Origin of the sequence: Glycomyces lechevalierae (assembly GCF_027622945.1) — a bacterium.
GTDB classification, from domain to species: domain Bacteria; phylum Actinomycetota; class Actinomycetes; order Mycobacteriales; family Micromonosporaceae; genus Glycomyces; species Glycomyces rutgersensis.
In genome coordinates, this window is the sequence record NZ_JAPZVQ010000005.1 from 12,145 (window position 1) to 27,082 (window position 14,938).

Genomic DNA, 14,938 nt, shown 5'->3' on the forward strand with positions numbered 1-14,938 from the left:
CCGGTGGGGCCCTTCGCTATTGCCTCTTAGACGAGGGTGTCGAGGAGGGTGAAGTAGCCGTCCTTCTGGCCGGACTTGTTGGGGTGGTAGGACTCGGCGATGGGGTAGGAGATGCCGTTGAGCCATTCGGTGTCGTCGCAGACGGCGTGGTCGTCGAAGGCGGTGCGGACGTCGGCGTACTGGAAGCCGTGGCTGTCTGCGACGGTGCCGACGACGTCGCCGAGGAGGTCCGCGGCGTCGTTGAGGGCGGCCTGCTCACCGGGGCTGATGCGGGTGATGGCGTTGCACTCCTCGCCGTTGAAGAGGAGCGGGTAGCCGACGACGATCACTTCGGCGTTCGGGGCGGCGTCCTCGATCGCGTTGTAGACGTCGTTGAGCCTGGCGGGCAGGGCGTCCCGGATGAAGGCCTCGGCGGCGTCGATCTCCTTGGTGCAGGTCCAGGGGTACGGGTAGGCGCACTTCTGGACGACGCCGGTCCAGCCGGTGTCGTTGCCGCCGATCGTGATCGTGACGAGGTCGGTGCTGTCGGAGAGGCCGCCGAGCTGGTTGTTCAGCACGTCGCCGGTCTTGGCGCCGGAGCAGGCGGCGAAGGTGAGGTCGGCGCCGATGGCGTCGGCGAGGAGCGAGGGGTAGGCGGCGTCGGAGCGGCGGCAGCTCGAGTCGTCGATGTAGTCGCGGGTGCCCACGCCGGAGGCGTAGGAGTCGCCGAGGGCGACGTACTCGATGGTCTGGGCCTGGGCGGCGCCGCCGGTGAGGGCCGTGACGGACACGACCGCGGCGAGGAGTGCGCCCGCCATTGTGGAGATTCGTCGGGGGTGGGACATTTTGGGCTCCGTCTCGAATTTTGTCCGGGGTCGGGGCCCTATTTATATAGGTTTCGTAACGGACGGTCCACCAACGGACCGTGAATTGTCGGGATATTGACAAACATCGTTCTAGCTTGCGCGGCAAGCGGTCACGGACACAATGGAGCGGCTGGTCAGATGCCCTCGGGGAGGTCGAGGCGGTCGAGCGGCTGCGGCTCGTCCGGGGTCTCGGCCAGCAGGCGGTCGGCGTCGTCCTCTTTGGCCGCTTCAGGTTCGGCGAGCAGGCGCCGGACCTCGGCGTCGAGGTGGGCGCACATGAGCGCGTCGAACCGCTCGGCGTCCTCGGCGGCCAGCGCGTCGACGAAGGCCAGGTGCTCGGGGACGAGGTCGACGGCGACCTCGAAGTGCTCGTACATGGAGAAGGTGCAGAGCCGGGTCTCGATGAGGAGCGTGGACATCATGCGCGCCAGGCGGATCGAGCCGCCCCAGGCGGCGAGGCCGCGGTGGAAGTCGAGGTAGGCGTCGCCGAGGGCGCGGGCGTCGTCCTTCTTGAGGGCGCGCTGCATGCGCTTGACCTCGGTGCCGAGTTCGGCGAGGACGGTCTTGCGTTCGGCGAGGGGGCGGGCGAGGATGCGGCGGCCGAGTTCGGGTTCGATGCGGGCGCGGAGCCAGTGGATGTCGCGGACGTCCTCGGGGGTCATGGTGCGCACGGCGAGGCCGCGGCGGCGCGGGATGACGAGGAGCCCTTCGGCGGTGAGGCGCTGCATGGCCTCGCGCAGCGGTCCGCGGCTGACGCCGAGCTGGAAGGCGAGTTCGGCTTCGCCGAGCGCGGCCCCGGGCGGGAGCGACCCGTCCACGACCGCTTCGCGGAGCCGGTCGGCGATGAGGTCCACCGTCGAGGTGCGTCGCACCGGTGCCAGGCGCCCCACCTGGCGGGCACTGGTGAGCCCGCTCAATCCGCTGCTGCGATCAGACACGTCTGTCTGCTCCCCCTCTGTCTCTTCTGGGCAGCATCTTAGCGCTGCCGGTACATCACGTTCAGGTGCAAGCTCCGGTTGCGTCCCCCGTCAACATGCTTGCTTTTTTGTTATCGAACGTCGATCATCGTATTGTCGACAAACTTACAATAGACCGTTAGGGTCGGCAAGGTACCCGACCCCGAACCAGGAGGCGACCATCGTGTCGAACCAACTGCACCTCAACCGCCGCCATGTCCTCGGCGGGGCGACCGCCGGGGCGGCGGCCCTCGCGCTGGCGGCCTGCTCCCGGACCGACCAGGGCGGCGACGGCAATGGGAACGGCCTGCTGAAGAAGGCCCAGGACGGGGGGACGCTCCGCATCGCGTATGCGGACGAGGCCCCGTACGCGTACACGGGCGACGACGACTCGGTCACCGGGCAATCGGTGGCCGTGCAGCTCTATCTGCTGGACAAGCTGGGTATCAGTGAAGACCAGGTGGAATGGAAGCTCACCGAGTTCGATTCGCTCATCTCGGGCCTGGGCACCAACCACGACATGGTCATCGCCGGGATGTACGTCACGCCCGACCGCTGCGAGGCGGTGGCGTTCGCCGACCCGGACTACATCATGCCGGACGCGCTGCTGGTCCAGGCCGGCAATCCGGGCGGCTGGACCACCCTCAACGACATGGCCGAGACCGACGGCGTCATCGGCGTCATGAACGGCACGAGCGAGCAGGAGGTCGCGGACGCGATCTTCGACGAGGAGCGCATCAACGTGCAGGCGAACCTGCCCGCGCTCATCCTCGAACTCAAGGCCGGGCGCTGCGACGCGATCGGGCTGACCTCGGCGAACCTCCGCCTGGCGGCCGAGGCCGACCCCGAGGTCGAGGTCACGGACGGCTTCTGGCTGGTCGACCCCGAGTCCGGCGAGGACATGATCGGCGCGGGCGCGGCGGTCTTCCAGCCCGGCGACAAGGACTTCCGCGACGCGGTGAACGGGGAGCTGAAGAAGCTCCTCGACGACACCGCCGCGTGGGAGGGGCTGGTCGGCGAGTTCGGGTTCACCGTCGAGGAGAACCACCCGGACGGCCTCACCGCCGAAGACCTCTGCCCGGACACCTACCAGTAGGAGTCGCCATGGACTTCAGAGAAGTCGTCGACTCGCTCCCCCGCTACGCGGAGCCGCTGCTGGTCACGATTCAGGTGACGCTCGCCTCCGCGGCGCTGGCGCTCGTCGTCGCGTTCGCCCTGGGCCTCATGACCAGTTCACGGCACCTGGCCGTGCGCACGCCCGCCCGCGTGTTCGTGGAGTTCTTCCGCGGCTCGTCGGTGGTGGTGCAGCTGTTCTGGTTCGCCTTCGCCATGCCGGTGGTCCTGGGCATCCAGTTCGACTACGCGATCGTCGCCGGCATCATCGCCCTCGGCCTCAACTACGGCGCGTACTGCTCCGAAGTGGTGCGCGGCGCGATCGCCGCCGTCCCCAAGGGCCAGTTCGAGGCCAGTCTCGCCATGAACTTCACCCCGTTCCAGCGCATGCGCCTGGTCGTCCTCCCCCAGGCCTGGCCCGAGATGATCCCGTCGCTGTGCGCGTTCGCGATCATGCTGCTCAAGGCCAGCGCCCTCGTGTCGCTCATCAGCGTCACCGACCTGACCGCGATGGCGGGGCTCGTCGGCGGGCGCGACGGCGGCGTGAACCAGTTGCCGCATTACGCGCTCATCCTCGTCCTCTACTTCATCCTCGCCTGGCTCATCTGGACCGGGATGCGGGCGCTCGAGCGCCGCGCCAAGCGCGGCATCGGGATCGACGCGAAGCCCGAGAAGGGCCGCTTGACGCCGGCCGTCGCGCAGAAGGGCATGACCTGATGAACGAGTGGAACAACGACACGGTCGTCGAGGTCTTCCCCGCCATGTGGGAGGGGTTCATCGTCGTCCTGCAGGTCACGCTGGTGGCCGGCCTCATCGCGGTGCTGCTCGGCCTGCTGGTGGCGATCGCCGAGCGGATCGGGCCGCCGTGGGTGCGGCGGGTCGTCTCGGGGGTCTTCCAGTTCATCCGCAACACGCCGCTGCTGGTGCAGGTGCTGTTCGTGTGGACGGCGACGAGCCTGTACATCAATCCGGAGTGGAGCGCGTTCGCCGTCGGCTCGGCGGTGCTGGGCGTCCACTACGCCTCCTACACCTCGGAGTCGTACCGGGCCGGGATCGAGGCGATCCCGGTGGGGCAGTGGGAGGCCGCGACGGCCTTGAGCCTGCCGACCCACCGCGTGTGGGGCGCGATCGTGCTGCCGCAGCTGCTGCGGCGCTCGTCCGCGGCGGTCGCGAACTGGATCATCGCCATGTTCAAGGAAGTGCCGACGCTGTTCGTGATCGGCGTGCTGGAGATGATCGCCCAGGCGCAGAAGTACCAGGGGCAGCACTACGACGGCGCCGTCGAGGGCTACACCATCGCAGGAATCCTGTTCCTGGCCGCCTCCTACCCGGTGGCGGTCGCGGCGCGGAGATTGGAGAACCGTCTTGCAAAATCCCATTACTGATGCTGAGCACCGCCCTGCCGCCGAGCGCGGGCCCGCGACCGGCCCGCTCGTCCGCTTCGACCGGGTGAACAAGTCCTTCGGGGACCTCACGGTCCTGGACCGGTTGAGCTTCGACGTCGACCCGGGCGAGCGCGTGACGCTCATCGGGCCCTCCGGCTCGGGCAAGACCACGATCCTGCGGCTGCTCATGACCCTCGAGCACGTGACGCCGACGAAGGACCCGGCCGCCGAGGGCGGCGTGATCTGGGTCGAGGGCAAGCCGTTGTCCCACATGGAGAAGGGCAACCGGTTGGTGGTCGCCAACGAGCGCCACCTGCGGCAGGCCCGCAAGAAGATCGGCATGGTCTTCCAGTCGTTCAACCTGTTCCCGAACATGCGGGTGCTGCGCAACGTCACCGAGGCGCAGGTCCACACGCTCGGCCGGTCGAAGGACGAGGCCGAGGCGAAGGCCCGGGAGCTCCTGGACCTCGTGGGCCTCTCCGCCAAAGTGGACAACTACCCGTCGCAGCTCTCGGGCGGCCAGCAGCAGCGGGTGGCGATCGCCCGGGCGCTGGCGATGGACCCGGACATCCTGCTGCTCGACGAGGTGACCAGCGCGCTCGACCCCGAGCTGGTCGCGGACGTGCTGGGGGTGCTGCGCGACGTCGCGGACACGACCAGCATCACGATGCTCATCGTGACGCACGAGATGGGCTTCGCGCGGGACGTCTCGAACCGGGTGATGATGTTCGACCGCGGCGTCATCGTCGAGGAGGGCGCGCCCGACGAAATCTTCTCGGATCCGAGAGAAGCGCGCACGCAGGACTTCCTCCGGGCCGTGCTCGCGGAGTAGACTTCAGGTTCTCCTCCATCCTTGGAGAGTGTTAGGGGTGTTCGAGGGGGGCGGCCATGAGGGGTTATCGGCCGCCCCCCTCTTTTTTCACGCCCGCAGATCCGAAGTGGACCGACGTCCGGCCGCCCACGCGCGGGTACGCCCCGGCTCGCGGGCGGCGGGTGGCAGAATCAGACACCGTGTCAGCACCAGCGGCAGCGCCCGCACCGGAGGTCGTCCGATGAACCTGTTCGGCAGGGGCGAAAGCCCGACGGAGGAGACCGTGGCCGTGATCGGCCTGGGCCGCTTCGGCTCCGCGGTCGCCGAGTCCCTCACCCGGCTCGGCCACGAGGTCCTCGCGATCGACGAGCGCCCCGAGATCGTCCAGCGCGCCTCAGAGACCCTCACGCACGTCGTGCAGGCCGACTCGACCGAGTCCACCGTGCTCAACCAGCTCGGCATCGGCGAGTTCGACCACGTCGTCGTCGCGATCGGCACGGACATCGAGGCGAGCGTCCTCACCGTCCTCGCCTGCGAGGAGGTCGGGGTCCGCGAGATCTGGGCCAAGGCCATCAACGCCAAGCACGGCCAGATCCTCCACCGCACCGGCGCCCACCACGTGGTCTACCCCGAAGCGGCCATGGGCGAGCGGGTCGCGCACCTCGTGAGCGGCAAGATGCTCGACTTCATCGAGTTCGACGACGGCTTCGCGATCGTCAAGACCAAGGCCCCCGCCGAGGCCGTCGGCCGGACCCTCGGCGAGTCCAAGCTCCGCAGCAAGTACGGGGTCACCGTCGTCGGCGTCAAGCAGCCCGGCGAGGACTTCACCTACGCCACCCCCGAGACCGTGATCGCCGAGGGCGACACCCTCATCGTCTCCGGGGACACCACCAAGGTCGAGCACTTCGCGTCCACGACCTGACATGACCGCCCGAGTCCAGGCCTTCTTCCGCCACCCCGCGCGGCTCATCCCGCTCATCTTCCTGGCCACCATCATGACCGGCACCCTGCTGCTCATGCTGCCGTGGGCGCACCTCGAAGGCGACGTCACCCACTTCACCGACGCGTTCTTCACCGCCACCTCAGCCGTGTCCGTGACCGGCCTCGCCGTGGTGGACACGCCGTTCCACTGGAGCTGGTTCGGGCAGTTCATCATCATGCTGCTCTTCCAGGTCGGCGGCCTGGGCATCATGACCAGCGCGGTCCTCGTCGGGCTCCTCGTCTCGAACAAGCTCGGGCTGCGCACGAAGCTCATGACCCGCACCGAGATTAGCCAGGCGCTGAGCCTCGGCGACGTGAAGCTCGTGCTGCTGCGCACCGTCGCGCTCTCCCTCGTCGTCGAGGCCGCGACCGCCCTGGTCCTCGCGATCCGCTTCTCCACCTACGGGTTCGGGCTCGGCGACGCCGTCTGGTACGGGATCTTCCACGCCGTGAGCGCCTTCAATAGCGCCGGCTTCGCGCTGTTCTCCGACTCCTTCATGAGCTACGCGACGGACTGGTGGATCTGCCTGCCGCTGTGCATCAGCACCATCATCGGCGGCCTCGGCATGCCCGTCATCTTCGAGGTCACGCGCCGCCGCTGGGGCCGCAAGCAGTGGTCGGTCCACACCAAGCTCACCCTCGTCGGCTCCGGCATCCTCCTCTTCGGCGGGTGGATCGCGTTCCTCGTGTTCGAGTGGTCGAACCCGGCCACGTTCGGGCAGTGGCCCTGGTACGACCGGATCCTCCCGGCGTTCTTCCAGACCTCGATGGTCCGCGCGGCGGGCCTGAACTCCATCGACATCGGTGCGATGCACCAGGACTCGCAGCTCGCCTCGATCATCCTCATGTTCATCGGCGGCGGCTCCGCCTCGACCGCGGGCGGCATCAAGGTGGGCACGTTCTTCGTGCTGCTCCTCGTCATCTGGGCCGAGGTGCGCGGCGAGCCCGACGTCACGGCGTTCCGCCACCGCATCAACCCCTCCGTGGTGCGCGAGGCGCTCACCGTCGCCCTCGTCTACGTGGCCTGCAACGCCTTCGGGGTGTTCCTGATGCAGCGCTTCGAGCCGGGGCTCGACCTCATGTCCATCATGTTCGAGGTGACGAGCGCGCTGGCCACTCTCGGCCAGTCCACCGGCGTCACGTACGAACTCTCCGAAGCCTCCAAGTGGCTCTTGGCGATCGCCATGTACACCGGCCGCATCGGGCCGGTACTGTTCGCCGCGTCCCTCGCCCTGCGTTCGCGCCACCGCCTGTACCGATACCCGGAAGGACGGCCGCTCGTGGGCTGAACGGCCGATACATGGAGTGAGCCCCGCCTCATGCAGCCCTGAAAGCACAAGCGAAGATGGTCACCAGCACGCCGCAGCGCTTTCGCCCCTCAGAAAGGACGCCCCCCGATGGCTCGTAAAAGCCGGCAGCGCACCAGTCGTCTCCCGATTCGGATGCAGTTGATGCTGCCGATCGCGGCGGCGCTCATGGGGATGCTGGTGCTCGGGCTGTTCCAGACGGTGACGGTGTGGGACGAATACCAGAACGCCACGGACGCCGAGGTCCTCGCCGAGCTCTCGGAGGGGCTCGACGACGCCCTCGACCGGCATCAGTCCGAGCTGCGGCCGGTCGTCACCTCGCTCATCAACGGCGGCGGCGGCCAGTTCGACTCCGCGGTGGCCCGCCGCGAGACCGACGCCGCCTTCGAAGCGCTGCAGGGGATCTCCGATTCGGCCGTGGCGCGCTTCCCCGAGCTGGGGAACGACATGCGGACCCTGTTCGAGAAGTCCGCCGAGTTCGAGACCGCGCGCCTCGCGTTCGACGCGCTGGCCAACGGGGACGCCGAGTACGGCGACGACGAGGTCGTGGCCGCTTTCGAGGTCTACCGCGAGACCGCCGACCAGATCGTGGGCGTCGCCGCGATCCTCCCCCGCCTCGTCAACGACGCCCAGATCTCGGCGCACCTCGACTCGCTCGCCGCGGTGATGGAGGCCGGGCGGATCGCCGGGCAGATCCAGTTCACCGTCGCCGCGGACCTCGCGGTCCTCAACGAGCAGGGTGCGGTCCTGGTGAGCCGCCAGACCCTCGGGGAGGTCGCGAGCCTCGCCGGCGAGTTCGACCAGCAGATCACCGAGTTCCGGGCGAACGCCTCCAACGAGACCGCCACGACCTACAAGAACGCCATGGAGTCCCAGGAGGTCAAGGACGCCCAGACCGCCATGGGCGTCTACCTGCGCGGCAACATCCCCACGATCTCCCCGGCCGGGTTCCTCGACGCGCAGGGCGCGATCGTCGCCTCCCTCGACGCCACGCGGGACACCGTCATCGCCTTCATGCAGGACGACGTGAACGCGATGCGCGAGGCCGCCTCGCGCACCCTCCTGACGACCTTCGCGCTGGTGCTCGTGCTGGCGCTGACCTCGATCATCTCCGCGGCGATGCTCGCGCGGCGCATCAGCCTCCGCGTCGACGGCGTCCGCGAGGCGACCCTGACCGCCGCGTACGACACGCTGCCGAAGACCGTGGCCGCGGTCTCCCAGGCCGCCAATGCGAACGAAGTGGACCGGCTGCTGCAGGCCGCGAAGCGGCAGACGGTGCTGCAGACCGACTCGCGTTACGCCGACGAGCTCGACAGCCTCGCCGAGGCCTTCAGCGCCGCCCACCACCAGGCCCTGCGCCAGACCGCGAACCAGGCGCTGCTGCGCATCGACGTCGAGGCGATGATGAAGACCCTCGCCCGCCGCGGCCAGTCGCTCATCCGCCGCCAGCAGCAGGTCATGGAGGCCCTCGTCGAGGGCACGCCCGCCGCGTCGATCCCCGACGAGTGGCGCAGCGTCTACCACCTGCTCGCCCGCATGCGCCGCAACGAGGAGAACCTCCTGCTGCTCGCCGGCGGCGACCCGCAGCGGCGCTACAACCACCCGGCCGGGCTCGAGGCGATCATCCGCGACGCCGTCGCCGAGATCGAGGACGCCGGCCGCGTCGTCGTCGAGAACCAGGTCGGAGCCCGGCTCGAGACCAAGCCCGCCGGCGACCTCGTGCGCATCCTCGCCAAACTGCTCGACAACGCCGCGTCCTACTCGCCGCCGACCCAGTCGGTGCGGGTCACCTCGCGCCGTTCGGGTTCGGAGATCGTCATCTCCATCGCGGACGACGGCATCGGCCTCGCCCCCGAGCCGATGGCCGCGATCAACCGCCGCCTCGCCGAGCCGACCCAGCTCAACTCCGAGCTCACCGCGACCATGGGCCTCCTCGTCGTGGGCCGGCTCGCCGCCGAGCACTCGATCAGCGTGCAACTGCACTCCACGATGGGCAAGGGCACGCTCGCACTCGTGCGCATCCCGGCGAGCGCGCACGCCGAGGACCCGGTCGGGCTCGCCCCGGCCGACCGCTCCGGGACGGCCGCGCAGCTCGCGCTCTCGGCCCGCGCCGCGAACCTCCCGGTCACCGGAACGGGTGCCGAGACGGGCGCGCCCGGGGCCGTCGAGCCGATCGTGCCGCGCCCGCGCCGCGCCGGCGCCGTCCCCGAACCACTGCCTGTAGCTGGGCAAAACTACGGCTCGCAAGCGTCGCCGAAGGGGGAGACACTCAACGGCGGGAACGGTTCCGGCGCCCCTGCGGGCCCGGCGGCCGAGACGCTGGATGTTACCTTCAGGAAGGTGAACCGAGCACTCGAAACCTCCGGCAGGGTCAACGGCGCGGAACTGCCCCGCCGCGCACCCGGTTCCCGGCTGCTCCCCGGCTCCGTCCCCAGCGCCCGTACGGGCGGCGGCGGAACCGACCTCGACCCTGCCGAGATCAGGGACCGGCTCGCCGGTTTCGCGTCCGGCATCGCGGCGGCCGCCGCGCAAGAACAACGCCAATAGAAAGCAGCGAGATGGACAACAAGGACAAGAACGTCGGTGAACTCGACTGGCTCCTGACCTCCTTCGTGGAGAAGGTCCCGGACGTCTCCGAGGCGCTCACGGTCTCCGTCGACGGACTCGCCATCGCCGCCTCGCGCGGCCTGTCGACCGACCGGGCCGACCAGCTCGCCGCCATCACCTCGGGGCTCGCCAGCCTGACGACGGGGGCGGCCAAGGTCCTCGACGCCGGCCGGATCCGCCAGTCCGTCATCGACATGGACGAAGGCGTGCTGCTGCTCATGGCCGTCGGCGACCGCGCCCAGCTCGCCGTCCTCGCCAACGCCGGCTGCGACCTCGGCCAGGTCGGCTACGAGACCGCCCTGCTGGTCAAGCGCGTCTACGCCGCGCTCGAACCGGACGCCCGCGGCAGCCTGTAGCCGGGCTGTAGGAGATTGCTCACCCGCGGGCGCCGCGCCCATCGGGCGTCCCGCGGGCGCCGCTCCCCTCACGGAGCGGGTCGTACACACGACCTGCGACAACCACGAAGAACGCAGTACCCGATCACGCTCCGCCACGCCGCTAGTGCAATCCCCCTCCGCATAGGCGGCCCTTCCCGGGGCTATGCTGCGTTCGCTACCTGGAAATGAATCATGGAGGCCCACAGGTGACCACGGTTGAGCCGAAGCTTGAGCCAACGCCTATCGTCGCGCGCCCCTGGCCGGTACGCCGGGAGCCCAACGGTTCCTGGCTCGCCCGCACGCTCCGCACGACGGACGCGAAGCAGATCGGTCTGCTCTACTTCGTGACGTCCTTCGCGTTCTTCGCGATCGGCGGCGTCCTCGCCCTCCTGATCCGCGCCGAGCTGTTCCAGCCGGGCCTCCAGATCGTGTCGTCCGAGCAGTTCAACCAGCTGTTCACGATGCACGGCACGATCATGCTGCTGATGTTCGCGACCCCGATCGTGTTCGCCTTCGGCAACTACCTGGTGCCCCTGCAGATCGGCGCGCCGGACGTGGCGTTCCCCCGCCTGAACGCCTTCGCGTACTGGCTGTACCTCCTGGGCTCGATCCTCGCCGTCTCCGGGTTCATCACCCCCGGCGGCGCGGCCGGCTTCGGCTGGTTCGCCTACCAGCCGCTGTCGAACGCCGTGAACTCGCCGGGCATCGGCGCGGACATGTGGTTCGTGGGCCTCTCGATCTCGGGTATCGGCACCATCCTCGGCGCCGTCAACATGATCACCACGATCATCACGATGCGCGCCCCGGGCATGCTCATGTTCCGCATGCCGATCTTCACCTGGAACATCCTCATCACGAGCCTCCTGGTGATCCTGGTCTTCCCGATCCTGTTCGCCGCGCTCCTCGCCGTCATGGCCGACCGCCAGCTCGGCGCGCACGTCTTCGACACCGAGACCGGCGGCGCGATCCTGTGGCAGCACCTGTTCTGGTTCTTCGGCCACCCCGAGGTGTACATCGTGGCGCTGCCGTTCTTCGGCATCGTCTCGGAGATCTTCCCGGTGTTCAGCCGCAAGCCGATCTTCGGTTACAAGACCCTGGTCGCGGCGACGCTCGCGATCGCGGGCCTCTCGATGGCCGTGTGGGCGCACCACATGTACGCGACCGGCTCGGTCATGCTCCCGTTCTTCTCGCTCATGACCTTCCTGATCGCGGTCCCGACCGGTGTCAAGTTCTTCAACTGGATCGGCACCATGTGGAAGGGCCAGCTGACGTTCGAGACCCCGATGCTGTTCAGCATCGGCTTCCTCGTGACGTTCCTCCTCGGCGGCCTCTCGGGCGTCCTGCTCGCCAGCCCGCCGGTCGACTTCCACGTCTCGGACTCGTACTTCGTGGTGGCGCACTTCCACTACGTGCTGTTCGGCACCATCGTGTTCGCCGTCTACGCCGGCGTGTACTTCTGGTTCCCGAAGGTCTCGGGCCGCATGTACGACGAGCGGCTCGGCAAGGTCCACTTCTGGCTGACCTTCATCGGCTTCCACACGACGTTCCTGGTGCAGCACTGGCTGGGCGCCGAGGGCATGCCCCGCCGCTACGCCGACTACCTGGAGACCGACGGGTTCACGACGCTGAACATGATCTCCACGATCGGCGCGTTCATCCTGGGCCTCTCGACCCTGCCGTTCATCTGGAACCTCTTCAAGTCCTGGAAGACCGGCCGCGTGGTCGAGACCAACGACCCGTGGGGCTACGGCGGCTCGCTCGAGTGGGCCACCAGCTGCCCGCCGCCGCTGCGCAACTTCGACCGCCTCCCGCGCATCCGCTCGGAGCGCCCCGTCTTCGACGAGAAGTGGGGCCACCTGGTCAAGGAAGTCAAGGGGCACTGACGCCAATGCGATGAAGCCCGGAGCCGTTCGGCTCCGGGCTTCTTGCTTGCCCGCCGCGGGGTTTCCGAGCGCTGTTTTCTGAGCACTGCCGCGCACCGGGGGTTCCACTGGCGCTCGCGCGTCACTAGGATCGAGGTATGAGCCGGGCATTGATCGTGGTAGACGTCCAGAACGACTTCTGTGAGGGCGGGTCGCTGGCCGTCGCGGGCGGCGCCGCCGTCGCGGCCGCCGTCACCGACCTCATCGGCTCCGCGCCGGGCCGCTGGGACCACATCGTGGCGACCCGCGACTGGCACATCGACCCGGGCCTGCACTTCTCGGCCGAGCCGGACTTCCGCGACTCGTGGCCGCCGCACTGCGTGGTCGGCACGGCGGGCGCGGGCTTCCACCCCGACTTCGACCACTCGAAGGCCGAGGCCGTGTTCGACAAGGGCGCGTACGAGGCCGCGTACTCGGGCTTCGAGGGCTCGGCGGGCGAGACGGGTCTGGCCGAGTGGCTGCGCGAGCGGGACGTGGACGCGGTCGACGTCGTCGGCATCGCCACCGACCACTGCGTGCGGGCGACTGCGCTCGACGCCGCCGCCGAGGGCTTCGAGACCACGGTCCTCCTCGAGTACACCGCGGCCGTGGCCGAGGAGACGAAGGCGAAGGCGCTCAAGGAACTCGAAGCGGCGGGCGTGGCGCTCGCCTGAGCCGGACACACGGAGAGGCCCCCGCGAGCGATGCTCGCGGGGGCCTCGTGTCGTGTGGCTGCGCTGTCGTGAAGCTGCTCTGTCGTGTCGCTGCTCTGTCGTGCGGTTACTCGGTGAACTCGTAGGTCGCCTCGTTGTCGGCGAACGTCTGGTCGCGGGCGATGCCGTCCGCGGCGGCGGTGTTCGGCGAGATGTCGAGCCAGAGGTAGGCGCCGTCCATCCACTCGCTGCTGGGCGCCACAGTCACCTCCCACGAGGTGGTGTGCTCCTCGCCGGGAGCGAGCCCGTTCATGTCCTCGATGACGGGGGCGTCGACGCCGCACTCCACGACCTCGAACTCCGCGCTGATCTCGTTCGGGTCGGCGCAGGCGCTCAGGTGGTAGTCGTCGGAGGCCGCCTCGCCGTTGTTGCGGATCGTCGCGGTGACGGTCCAGACGCCGGGCTCGTCGGTCTCGGTCGCGTCGACGGTGATCGCGAGGTCGGGGAGCGGGCCTTCGGCGACCTCGGTGAGGACCGGCTCGAAGTCGCCGTCGAGCGTGATCCGCTCGACCCAGTAGTCGAGTGCGTCGGGGTCCATGTCGCAGCAGACGTAGTTCTCGGCGACGCCCACGAGCACCCCGTAGTCGGGGGCGAGGGCGAGGTCGTAGGGCGAGTCCGCGTCGGGCTTGGAGGTGATGAGCTGCGCGGCCGCGTACCAGTCGCCGGTGCCTTCGCTCTGGTCGAGCACGACGGCCTGGTAGGCGGCGGCCTCGCCGAAGCGGCAGCCGAGGAACAGCACGGGCAGTTCGCGCCCGCCGGCCTCGGTCATGGGGGCGTTGACGACTTCGAGGAGGCCGATGCGGCCGTCGCCGTGCATGTACTCGCCGGTCGTGCCGTCTTCGAGGACGGCGCCGTCGACCGGGCAGGCCTGGTCGACCATGTCGTTGCCGGGCATGAAGGACGGCAGGTCGATCTCGGTGCCGACCAGTTCGTCGAAGGTCGGCAGGACCGGCTGCTCCTGCCCGCCTTCCTCGGTGTCGGCCTCCTCCGTCTCGGCGGGGGTGGTCGGGGCGGCGGCCGGGGTGGTCGTCTCCTCGGCGATCGCGCTGGTGGAGTCGTCGGCGACGACCGGCTTGTCCTGCTCGTCGGCGTTCGCGACCTGCTGGAGCATCCAGGAGGCCGGGGCGACGAGCGCCAGCGCGGCCACGGCCGCGACGGTGACGCGGACGGTGCGGCGGCGGCGCACCTTGCCGTGGATGGCGGCCACTGCGGGCGGTTCGACCATGAGTTCGGCGGCCTCGCCGAGCTCGCTGAAGGCCTCGGCGAAGCGGGTCTCTTCTTCGGGGGTGCTCATCGCTGCTCCCTCTCGTCTTGGATGCTGAGTCGTTCGGCAAGGGCGGCTTTGCCTCTGAAGAGCCAGGAGCGGACGGTGGCCTCGGCGGCGCCCTCCTGCTCGGCGATCTCGGTGACCGTGAGTCCGGCCATGTACCGGAGGATCACGGCCTTGCGGTGGTTCGGCTGGATGCTGGAGAGCGCGCGCATGAGGTCGACGCGGTCGCCGTCGGGCGCGGTCTCGTGGGTCTCCCGCTGGCGGTTGAGGAACCGCTGCACGACGCCGCGGCGGCGCAGCTGGCTGGTGGCGAGGTTCCAGGCGACGCGGCGCACCCATGCGGTGGGGTTCTGGTACTCGCGCACCTTCTTCCAGCGGGCGAGTGCCCGGCAGAAGGCTTCGGCGACGAGGTCTTCGGCTTCGGCCTTGTTGCCGGTGTAGGCGAGCAGCTGGCTGGTGAGCGAGCGGACGTTGGCGGCGTAGAACTCGTCGAAGTCGTGGTCCGCGCGCGGCGGCGCGGTCCGCTCCACGGCTTCACCATCCAATGTGGTGTCAGGCCTGTCGCGTGTGGGCATCATCGGGGCTCCTCAACTCGGGTATGGCGGGGGTCCGCACTTAGATACACGAGCGGTGCCCTCAAAGTAATGCAGCGGATTCCGCGATCTGATCCAG

General features: G+C 69.1%; 14 protein-coding genes. 10 read left to right on the forward strand and 4 right to left on the reverse strand.

The annotated features are described in order from the left end of the window. Positions 1–26: 26 nt before the first annotated feature. Together O2L01_RS10425 and O2L01_RS10430 are read right to left on the reverse strand one after the other, a co-directional pair. A complete protein-coding gene (locus O2L01_RS10425) occupies positions 27–797 on the reverse strand; it encodes an SGNH/GDSL hydrolase family protein (RefSeq protein WP_270121868.1) in 771 nt (256 codons plus the stop codon). A gap of 182 nt (positions 798–979) precedes the next feature. Further along, positions 980–1,783, reverse strand: a complete 804-nt coding sequence (locus O2L01_RS10430) for a GntR family transcriptional regulator (RefSeq protein WP_270121869.1) — start codon at positions 1,781–1,783, stop codon at positions 980–982. A gap of 202 nt (positions 1,784–1,985) precedes the next feature. Between O2L01_RS10430 and O2L01_RS10435 the strand changes: the two genes are divergently transcribed. The 10 genes from O2L01_RS10435 to O2L01_RS10480 all read left to right on the forward strand — a co-directional run bounded on the left by O2L01_RS10435 (position 1,986) and on the right by O2L01_RS10480 (position 12,957). Then, positions 1,986–2,897, forward strand: a complete 912-nt coding sequence (locus tag O2L01_RS10435) for a transporter substrate-binding domain-containing protein (RefSeq protein ID WP_270121870.1) — start codon at positions 1,986–1,988, stop codon at positions 2,895–2,897. 8 nt (positions 2,898–2,905) lie between these two features. Beyond that, the gene (gene ehuC, locus O2L01_RS10440; RefSeq protein WP_270121871.1) at positions 2,906–3,631 is read left to right on the forward strand and encodes an ectoine/hydroxyectoine ABC transporter permease subunit EhuC; all 726 of its coding nucleotides are present in this window, start codon (positions 2,906–2,908) and stop codon (positions 3,629–3,631) included. Then, on the forward strand, positions 3,631–4,299 hold the full coding sequence (locus O2L01_RS10445) for an amino acid ABC transporter permease (RefSeq protein ID WP_270121872.1): 669 nt from the start codon (positions 3,631–3,633) through the stop codon (positions 4,297–4,299). The genes ehuC and O2L01_RS10445 overlap by 1 nt, the downstream gene beginning before the upstream one ends. Then, positions 4,280–5,131 carry an ectoine/hydroxyectoine ABC transporter ATP-binding protein EhuA gene (gene ehuA / locus O2L01_RS10450; protein WP_374727644.1) on the forward strand — a complete coding sequence of 284 codons (852 nt, stop codon included), beginning with the start codon at positions 4,280–4,282 and terminating at the stop codon, positions 5,129–5,131. The genes O2L01_RS10445 and ehuA overlap by 20 nt, the downstream gene beginning before the upstream one ends. Positions 5,132–5,351: 220 nt before the next feature. Continuing rightward, positions 5,352–6,032 (forward strand): potassium channel family protein, encoded by a 681-nt coding sequence (locus tag O2L01_RS10455; RefSeq protein WP_270121873.1) that lies wholly within the window; start codon positions 5,352–5,354, stop codon positions 6,030–6,032. Between the two features lies 1 nt (position 6,033). After that, the gene (locus O2L01_RS10460) at positions 6,034–7,380 is read left to right on the forward strand and encodes a TrkH family potassium uptake protein (protein ID WP_270121874.1); all 1,347 of its coding nucleotides are present in this window, start codon (positions 6,034–6,036) and stop codon (positions 7,378–7,380) included. A gap of 108 nt (positions 7,381–7,488) precedes the next feature. Further along, a complete protein-coding gene (locus O2L01_RS10465; RefSeq protein ID WP_270121875.1) occupies positions 7,489–9,945 on the forward strand; it encodes an ATP-binding protein in 2,457 nt (818 codons plus the stop codon). A gap of 11 nt (positions 9,946–9,956) precedes the next feature. Next, positions 9,957–10,361 (forward strand): roadblock/LC7 domain-containing protein, encoded by a 405-nt coding sequence (locus tag O2L01_RS10470; protein WP_205324330.1) that lies wholly within the window; start codon positions 9,957–9,959, stop codon positions 10,359–10,361. A gap of 227 nt (positions 10,362–10,588) precedes the next feature. Continuing rightward, on the forward strand, positions 10,589–12,265 hold the full coding sequence (gene ctaD, locus O2L01_RS10475) for an aa3-type cytochrome oxidase subunit I (RefSeq protein WP_270121876.1): 1,677 nt from the start codon (positions 10,589–10,591) through the stop codon (positions 12,263–12,265). Between the two features lie 137 nt (positions 12,266–12,402). Continuing rightward, positions 12,403–12,957: an isochorismatase family protein gene (locus O2L01_RS10480; RefSeq protein ID WP_270121877.1), complete on the forward strand. Its 555-nt coding sequence runs from the start codon at positions 12,403–12,405 to the stop codon at positions 12,955–12,957. Between the two features lie 106 nt (positions 12,958–13,063). Here the strand turns inward: O2L01_RS10480 and O2L01_RS10485 are convergent, their stop codons facing one another. Together O2L01_RS10485 and O2L01_RS10490 are read right to left on the reverse strand one after the other, a co-directional pair. After that, a complete protein-coding gene (locus O2L01_RS10485) occupies positions 13,064–14,290 on the reverse strand; it encodes a CARDB domain-containing protein (RefSeq protein ID WP_270121878.1) in 1,227 nt (408 codons plus the stop codon). Then, on the reverse strand, positions 14,287–14,844 hold the full coding sequence (locus O2L01_RS10490; protein WP_270121879.1) for an RNA polymerase sigma factor: 558 nt from the start codon (positions 14,842–14,844) through the stop codon (positions 14,287–14,289). Before O2L01_RS10490 ends, O2L01_RS10485 begins: the two co-directional genes overlap by 4 nt. Between the last annotated feature and the right edge of the window lie 94 nt (positions 14,845–14,938).